This window comes from Kitasatospora sp. NPDC127111, assembly GCF_042677465.1.
Lineage (GTDB): Bacteria > Actinomycetota > Actinomycetes > Streptomycetales > Streptomycetaceae > Kitasatospora.
Genome location: NZ_JBHXTG010000050.1, coordinates 63191 through 70008 on the forward strand (window position 1 = coordinate 63191; position 6818 = coordinate 70008).

At 73.3% G+C, this 6818-nt stretch carries 6 protein-coding genes; 4 read left to right on the forward strand and 2 right to left on the reverse strand.

Going from position 1 to position 6818, the window contains the following annotated elements; translation table 11 throughout:
• Positions 1-5 precede the first annotated feature (5 nt).
• The 4 genes from argF to ACFVHB_RS26620 all read left to right on the forward strand — a co-directional run bounded on the left by argF (position 6) and on the right by ACFVHB_RS26620 (position 4978).
• On the forward strand, positions 6-1010 hold the full coding sequence (argF, locus tag ACFVHB_RS26605; RefSeq protein ID WP_380327254.1) for an ornithine carbamoyltransferase: 1005 nt from the start codon (positions 6-8) through the stop codon (positions 1008-1010).
• A 2-nt stretch (positions 1011-1012) separates the two neighbouring features.
• Entirely contained in the window at positions 1013-1981 is a 969-nt protein-coding gene (locus ACFVHB_RS26610; RefSeq protein ID WP_380327256.1) for a carbamate kinase, read from the forward strand.
• Positions 1978-2286: an HPF/RaiA family ribosome-associated protein gene (locus tag ACFVHB_RS26615; RefSeq protein WP_380327258.1), complete on the forward strand. Its 309-nt coding sequence runs from the start codon at positions 1978-1980 to the stop codon at positions 2284-2286. The genes ACFVHB_RS26610 and ACFVHB_RS26615 overlap by 4 nt, the downstream gene beginning before the upstream one ends.
• A gap of 979 nt (positions 2287-3265) precedes the next feature.
• Positions 3266-4978, forward strand: coding sequence for a GAF domain-containing protein (locus ACFVHB_RS26620; protein WP_380327260.1), 1713 nt, complete (start codon positions 3266-3268; stop codon positions 4976-4978).
• Positions 4979-5002: 24 nt separating this feature from the next.
• Here ACFVHB_RS26620 and ACFVHB_RS26625 read toward each other — a convergent pair whose 3' ends face one another.
• Both ACFVHB_RS26625 and ACFVHB_RS26630 read right to left on the reverse strand, forming a co-directional pair.
• Positions 5003-5386 (reverse strand): pyridoxamine 5'-phosphate oxidase family protein, encoded by a 384-nt coding sequence (locus ACFVHB_RS26625; RefSeq protein WP_380327262.1) that lies wholly within the window; start codon positions 5384-5386, stop codon positions 5003-5005.
• Positions 5376-6545: a universal stress protein gene (locus ACFVHB_RS26630; RefSeq protein WP_380327264.1), complete on the reverse strand. Its 1170-nt coding sequence runs from the start codon at positions 6543-6545 to the stop codon at positions 5376-5378. The genes ACFVHB_RS26625 and ACFVHB_RS26630 overlap by 11 nt, the downstream gene beginning before the upstream one ends.
• Positions 6546-6818 lie beyond the last annotated feature (273 nt).

The window sequence follows — 6818 nt, forward strand, 5'->3', positions numbered from 1 at the left end:
CCACCATGACCATCGACCTGCACGGCCGCCACTACCTGCGCGAACTGGACTTCACCCCCGCCGAGATCCACCACCTGCTCGACCTCGCGGCCGAACTCAAGGCCGCCAAGCGGGCGGGCACCGAACGGGCCCGGCTCACCGGCCACAGGATCGCCCTGATCTTCGAGAAGGCCTCCACTCGCACCCGCTGCGCCTTCGAGGTCGCCGCCGCCGACCAGGGCGCCACCACCACCTACCTCGGCCCGGACGGCTCGCACATCGGCCACAAGGAGAGCATCGCCGACACCGCCCGGGTCCTGGGCCGGATGTACGACGCCGTCGAGTACCGCGGCTTCGACCAGGACGCCGTCACCGAACTCGCCGAGCGCGCCGGCGTGCCCGTCTACAACGGTCTCACCGACCAGTGGCACCCGACCCAGAGCCTGTGCGACGTCTTCACCATGCGCGAGCACAGCCGCCGGCCACTGCGGGAGATCTCCTTCTGCTACCTCGGCGACGCCCGCAACAACACCGCCAACTCCCTCCTGGTCATGGGGAGCCTGCTGGGCATGGACGTGCGGATAGCCGCCCCCCAGGCCTTGTGGCCAGCCCCGGACGTGGTCACGCAGTGCCGAAGGATCGGCGAGGACACGGGAGCCCGGATCACGCTGAGCGAGAAGCCGCAGGAGGCGGTCCGCGGCACCGACTACCTCTACACCGACGTCTGGGTCTCGATGGGCGAGGACCACGCCAAGTGGAAGGAGCGCATCGACCTGCTCCTCCCGTACCAGGTCAACGCCGACCTGCTCGCCGCCACCGGCAACCCCGACACCGCCTTCCTGCACTGCCTGCCCGCCCTGCACGACCGCAACACCGACCTCGGCGCCGAACTCGCCCGCGAGCACGGCCTCGAAGGGCTCGAAGTCACCGACGACGTCTTCGAGTCCCCCGCCTCCCTCGTCTTCGAGCAGGCCGAGAACCGCATGCACACCATCAAGGCGGTCCTGGTCGCCACCCTCGGAAGGAACTGACCATGCGCATCGTCGCCGCACTCGGCGGAAACGCCCTGCTCCAGCGAGGCGAACGCCCCGACGCCGCCGTCCAGTTGCACCACGTCCACCAGGCCGCCCGCTCCCTCGCCGAACTCGTCGAAGCCGGACACGAGCTGGTGATCACCCACGGCAACGGCCCACAGGTCGGCCTGCTCGCCGCCGAGAGCGAGGCCGACCCGGCCCTCACCGCGCCCTACCCGCTGGACGTCCTCGGCGCCCAGACCCAGGGCATGATCGGCACGCTCCTCGCCCGGGAACTGACGGGCCGGCTGCCGGGCCGCGCCGTGGCGGCCGTCGTCACCCACACCGAGGTCGCCCCCCACGATCCGGCCTTCCAGCAGCCGAGCAAGTTCATCGGCGGCCAACTCACCGAAGCGCAGGCCAAAACGATGGAGACCGAACGCGGCTGGACCACCGCCCGCGACGGCGACCGGCAGCGCCGCACCGTCCCCTCCCCACGACCGGTGGCGATCAGCGAGGTACCGGCCGTCCGGTCCCTCCTGGCCACCGGGACGGTGGTCATCGCCGGCGGCGGAGGGGGAGTCCCGGTCATCCGCGACACCGACACCGGCCTGCTGCACGGCGTCGAAGCCGTCGTCGACAAGGACCTCACCGCGGCCCTGCTCGCCGAACAACTCGACGCCGACGCCCTGCTGATCCTCACCGACGTCACCCACGTGTTCACCGGCTTCGCCACCTCCCGACCCCGCCCGCTGCTCACCGCCACCCCGGTGCAGCTGCGCGCACTCGACCTGCCCGAGGGCTCGATGCGGCCCAAGGCCGAAGCCGCCGCCTCCTTCGCCGAACGCACCGGCCGCCTCGCCGCGATCGGCCCGCTCGACAACGCCCTCGGCATCCTCCTCGGCACCACCGGGACCACCGTCCGCGTCCCCGCGGACGGTCGCGCCGCACACCACGACCTGCTGCCCCTCGGAAAGGAAAGCTGGTGAACCGCCTGCCGACCCGCCCCGTCGTCGACGTCCTGGTGGAGACCCGTGGAGAGGTCTCGCTGGCCGCTCCGGATTACGCGCGGGCCAAGATGGCCGCCGTGCTCGAGCGTGTGGACGATCCCGTCCTCGCCGCCCGGGTGAAGCTCACCCAGGAGGCGCACCACTCGATCGCCAGGCCCTGCCTCGCCCAGGCCGTGGTGGACCTCGATGGGCGGCCGGTCCGGGCCCACGTCGCGGCCGCGACCATGCAGGAAGCGGTCGACCTGCTCCAGGACCGGCTGACCGCGAGGCCCGCCGTTGTGTAGAGCGGCGGGGCCTCCGGTGGAGTGCCCGGTGCGTCGAGCCGAGTAACCACAGGGCAGTTCGCCGCGCTCCTCGGGCGGCCGGCTCGTTCCGGCCGCCCGCTTTGGCGTGCCGTCGGTGCGGGTCCCGCGCCGAGGCTGCTCCGGATCCCGGATCCGGTGGCCTGCCCGAGCCCGCCGTCCGACCCCGCCTGGCCTGGCCCGGCGGGGTCGGGTTGCTCCGGACGGTCAGTTCGGGCTGCCGGCCGGTGTGGTGATACCGAGGGCGTGGTCCTGGAGGATCTGGGCGACGTCGTGACCCGTCACGATGCCGATGGGGGTGCGGCCGTCGAGGACGAGGATGCGGCTGCCGGACGGCGGGTGATCCGCTCGACGGCCTCGGAGAGCGGATCGTCGGGCGCGGCGGTGGCACACGCTGCCAGGGGAACCATGACGTCGCGCACGCGTACGTCCTCCCGACGGCCGGCCGGTACGGCGGCGAGCAGTCGACGGGTGCCAGGCCGCTGGCGTGGCCGTGGAAGTCGGTGAGCAGGAGCGCGGCGACGACGCCCGCCGTGGTGTACGCGTTGCCGGAGTGCCTCGGTGCCCACCGGGGCAGGGTCTGCGAGACCAAGCCCCGGGCGAGCACGACGACCAGCAGCGGAGCGCTCCAGTGGACGCGCACGGGGATGCCCAGGAAGCAGCCGGTTCGGATCGATCCCCTCACCGCTTCTCCTCCCCAGTCGGATCCGTTCGTTCCGCCGTACGGTCTGCCCGCAGCCAAGCGTGCCGCTGGTCGGTTGCCATCTGCAGTCCCCTCCGCGTCGAGTGGTGCGTCTGGGGAGACCAGGGAACCGGAGATGACGGTGCACTGCCGAGGACCGGAGGTCCCGCCGGGGCGGGCCGACGGGCACCGCCTCGCGCTGTGGTTCGGGCCTCGGTGACGGGGTGGTGGTCGTCTGCGAGAATCAACCGGCTGGTAACCAGGGATGAGGAGGCTCGCGTGGGCGGGGACGAGGGACGGCCGCGCGTGCCGCAGCTGCGGCTGGATGAACTGTTGGAGGAGCTGCAGGCGCGGATCGACGCGGCCCGGGGCACCCGGGATCGGGTGCACAGCCTCCTGGAGGCGGTCCTGTCGGTCGGCAGGGAGCTGGACCTCACCCAGGTGCTGCGGCGGATCGTGGAGGCGGCCGCGTTGCTGGTGGACGCCCGGTACGCGGCACTGGGCGTCATCGGGCCGGACGGCGAGACGCTGTCGCAGTTCCTGACGGTCGGCCTCGCGGAGGAGGAGATCGCGCAGATCGGTCCCTACCCGACGGGCAGGGGACTGCTGGGCGAGCTGATCCGTCATCCGGAGCCGTTGCGGCTGGAGAACCTGTCCGAGCACCCGGCCTCGTACGGCTGCCCGGCGCACCACCCGGTGATGAGGTCCTTCCTGGGCGTCCCGGTGCGGGTGCGCGACGAGGTCTTCGGCAACCTCTACCTGACCGACAAGCGCGGTGGCGAGGAGTTCGACGCCGATGACGAGTCCGTCATCTCGACGCTCGCGGTCGCTGCCGGGGTGGCCATCGACAACGCCCGCCTCTACGAGGAGTCGCAGCGCCAGCACGGCTGGCTGCGCGCGAGCGCGGAGATCACCAGGGCGCTGCTGTCCGGCAGTCCCCGTTCCGAGGTGGTGGAGCTGATCGGACAGCGGGCCCGGGAGATCACCGGCGCCGAGCTGGCGGACATGTCGGTACCGGTGCCCGGCACCGGGGCGCTGCGGGTGGAGCTGGCACTGGGCGGTGACGCGGCGGGGCGGCTGGGGCTCGTGGTTCCGGCGGACGGCACGCTCTCGGGTGAGGCCGTCGCGAAGGCGGAACCGGTGACCACTGCGGACCTGGCCGGCGACCCGCGGTTGTCCGCCGGGCCGCGCCGCTTCGACGGCCTCGGCGCCGCGGTGGCGGTTCCGCTGGGTCGGGCCGGCGGCCTGACCGAGGGTGTGCTGCTCCTGGCCCGCCGGGCCGGCGAGCCGCCCTTCACCGAGCGGGAGATCAGTCCGCTGCTGGGTTTCGCCGGCCAGGCGGCCCTGGCCCTGGAGCTGGGGGAGCGGCGCCGGGACGCCGAGCAGCTGGCGATGCTGGAGGACCGCGACCGGATCGCCCGTGACCTGCACGACCTGGCCATCCAGCGGCTCTTCGCCACCGGGATGACCCTGCAGAGCGCCGCCCGTTTCATCGAGCACTCCGGGGCCTCGGACCGGGTGCTGCGGGCGGTGGGGGACCTCGACGAGACCATCAAGATCATCCGATCGACGATCTTCGGCTTGCGGGCCCGGGAGGACGCGTCCGGCCACGGGCTGCGTGCCCGGGTGGTCCGGGTGGTCGAGGACGCGCAGCCGACGCTGGGGTTCGCACCCCGGCTGAGCATGGAGGGCCTGCTCGACACGGACGTCCCGGCGGAAACCGCCGACCACGTGGTGGCGGTGCTGGCCGAGGCGCTAAGCAACGCGGCGCGCCACGCCGGGGCCCGCCGGGTCGAGATCTCGCTGCGGGCGACCGGCGCACAGGTGGTGCTGGTGGTGCAGGACGACGGCGTGGGCATCCCCGAGCAGGGCAGGCGCAGCGGTCTTCGGAACATGGCCGAGCGGGCGCAGGGCCTGGGCGGCGGGCTGGAGCTGTCGAGCCCGCCGGAGGGCGGGGCCAGGCTCGTCTGGTCGGCCCCGTTGGTGCGCTGACCGCGTACCTGCGGTGACTGGTCGTCAGGGTGGCGTGGGTGGCGCGGCGGGCAGGAGGCGGCCGGTCCCCCATTCGGATCGGATGCGGACGGCGACCTGGTCGCCGTGCCGCGCTTCCGGGCCCTCCGGGGCTGCTTCGGCCCTGCCGAGTACCGTGACGCTCCAGCCGCTGCCGTCGGCCCCGCTGATGTCGTCGGCCTGGAAGGCGACCAGCGCGTCCGTGACCGCCCGGAGGAACTCGGACCCTGTGGTGGCACGCAGGAGCACGTTGTTGTCGCCGTCGAGCCGGAACCGGACCGGAAGGACAGCGGGGAGCGCGCCGACGGTGTACACGACGCGCCCGATCGACGACTTCGCCAGGAGTCGCAGGCAGTGCCACTCCTCGAGCGGTACGGGATCAGGTGTCATGGCATCGATGGTCGCCTCGCGTGGGTGGGCGGGACAGATCCGTTGGTCCCTGCGGGATGGCCGGGAGGCCCGCCTCACGGGCCGCTGCGGCACGGGGGAGCAGGTGGGGGTCCGGCCGTTCGGTGTTCCGTGCCGACCGGGCGGGCCCGCTCACGAGGCGCGCGAGTTCGTGCACCTCGACGACGGCGGCTTCTGGAGCGGTTACCTGCCGGCCGGTCCCGCAACGAGCCGGGAGCGGGAACACCGCCGCTGCCACCCGCCGGCCCAAGGCCGAAGGGCCCATCAGCTGTGCGGGACCACCGCGACGGGGGCGGAGGAATGGTGGATCACGGCGTGGGCAAACTGGGCCGAGGCGCATTCCCAGCGGGTGGCGGTGGTCACGCCGGCCGACGACGACGAGGTCGGCGCCGGCCGCTGAGGCCAGGAGGGCGTTGACGGCCCCACCGATCCGGGTCTCGGCGGTCACCTCGACCTCCGGATGGGCGACCCGCGCGGCGTCGAGTGCCTCGGCCAGCACGACCCGCTCGCCGGCCTCCGCGGCGGCGACGTCGAGCTGGGGCGGTACCCAGCCGGCGGCCGCCCAGGCGGGCACCGGGTCCCAGCCGTGGACCGCCCTCAACCGCGCCCCGCGCCGGGCGGCTTCGGCGAACGCGAAGTGCAGGACGGCGTCGGAGGCGTGGTGTCCGTCAACCCCGACGACGACCTCCCGACGGGCCGGTACGAGGGAGGGCGGCTCGGGAGGCCCATCTGCCCGGACCAGGACCAGGGGAACGGTGACGCGCGCCGCCACTGCCAGACCGACCGAGCCGACCAGCAACCCGGAGAAGCCGCCGAGTCCGCGGGATCCCAGGACGAGCAGTTCCTGGTCCTTGCCCGCGGCGATGAGCGCGTCGGCCGGGTCGTCGTCGACCACGGTGGTCTCGACGGCCAGCCCTGGGTACGCCCGACGGGTCCGCTCAGCGGTGTCGGTCAGCTCCTTCAGTGTGGCCGGCCGAAGGTCGCGGGCCAGGGAACCATCGGCGTACTCCGTGCTCAGCCAGGGCAAGGCGCGCACGATCCGCAGGCCGACGCCTCGGCGCACCGCCTCCTCGGCGGCCCAGAGCACTGCGGCCTCACTCTGCGGCGATCCGTCGATTCCGGTCAGGACAGAACGCGTCATCGCTGTTCCCCTCACGGCAGTCGGGTGGTGTACGGCCAGGACACGTGCCGGTCCTGCGCCCCGGGAACTCTGTCGGGGTCGGTCGGGTCAGGCACAGGACCGATCGGGCCGACCGGAGGGCCGATGGTCCCCGGCCGGTTCCGGAAGTCGAAGCGGCTCCGTACCGACAGGGACGTCGGTTGCCGCAACGGGACGCACGGGCGGCACGGCGCAGCGGCGGAGACCGGTGTACCGGGCTCCCCCCCAGCGCCCCCCCCGGGGGGGAGACCGCGG

What these genes read in the sequence shown, in the direction of transcription:
- argF (WP_380327254.1), top strand. Translation starts at nt 6, where the DNA reads ATGACCATCGACCTGCACGGCCGCCACTACCTGCGCGAACTGGACTTC.
- ACFVHB_RS26610 (WP_380327256.1), top strand. Translation starts at nt 1,013, where the DNA reads ATGCGCATCGTCGCCGCACTCGGCGGAAACGCCCTGCTCCAGCGAGGC.
- ACFVHB_RS26625 (WP_380327262.1), bottom strand. Translation starts at nt 5,386, where the DNA reads ATGACACCTGATCCCGTACCGCTCGAGGAGTGGCACTGCCTGCGACTC.
- ACFVHB_RS26630 (WP_380327264.1), bottom strand. Translation starts at nt 6,545, where the DNA reads ATGACGCGTTCTGTCCTGACCGGAATCGACGGATCGCCGCAGAGTGAG.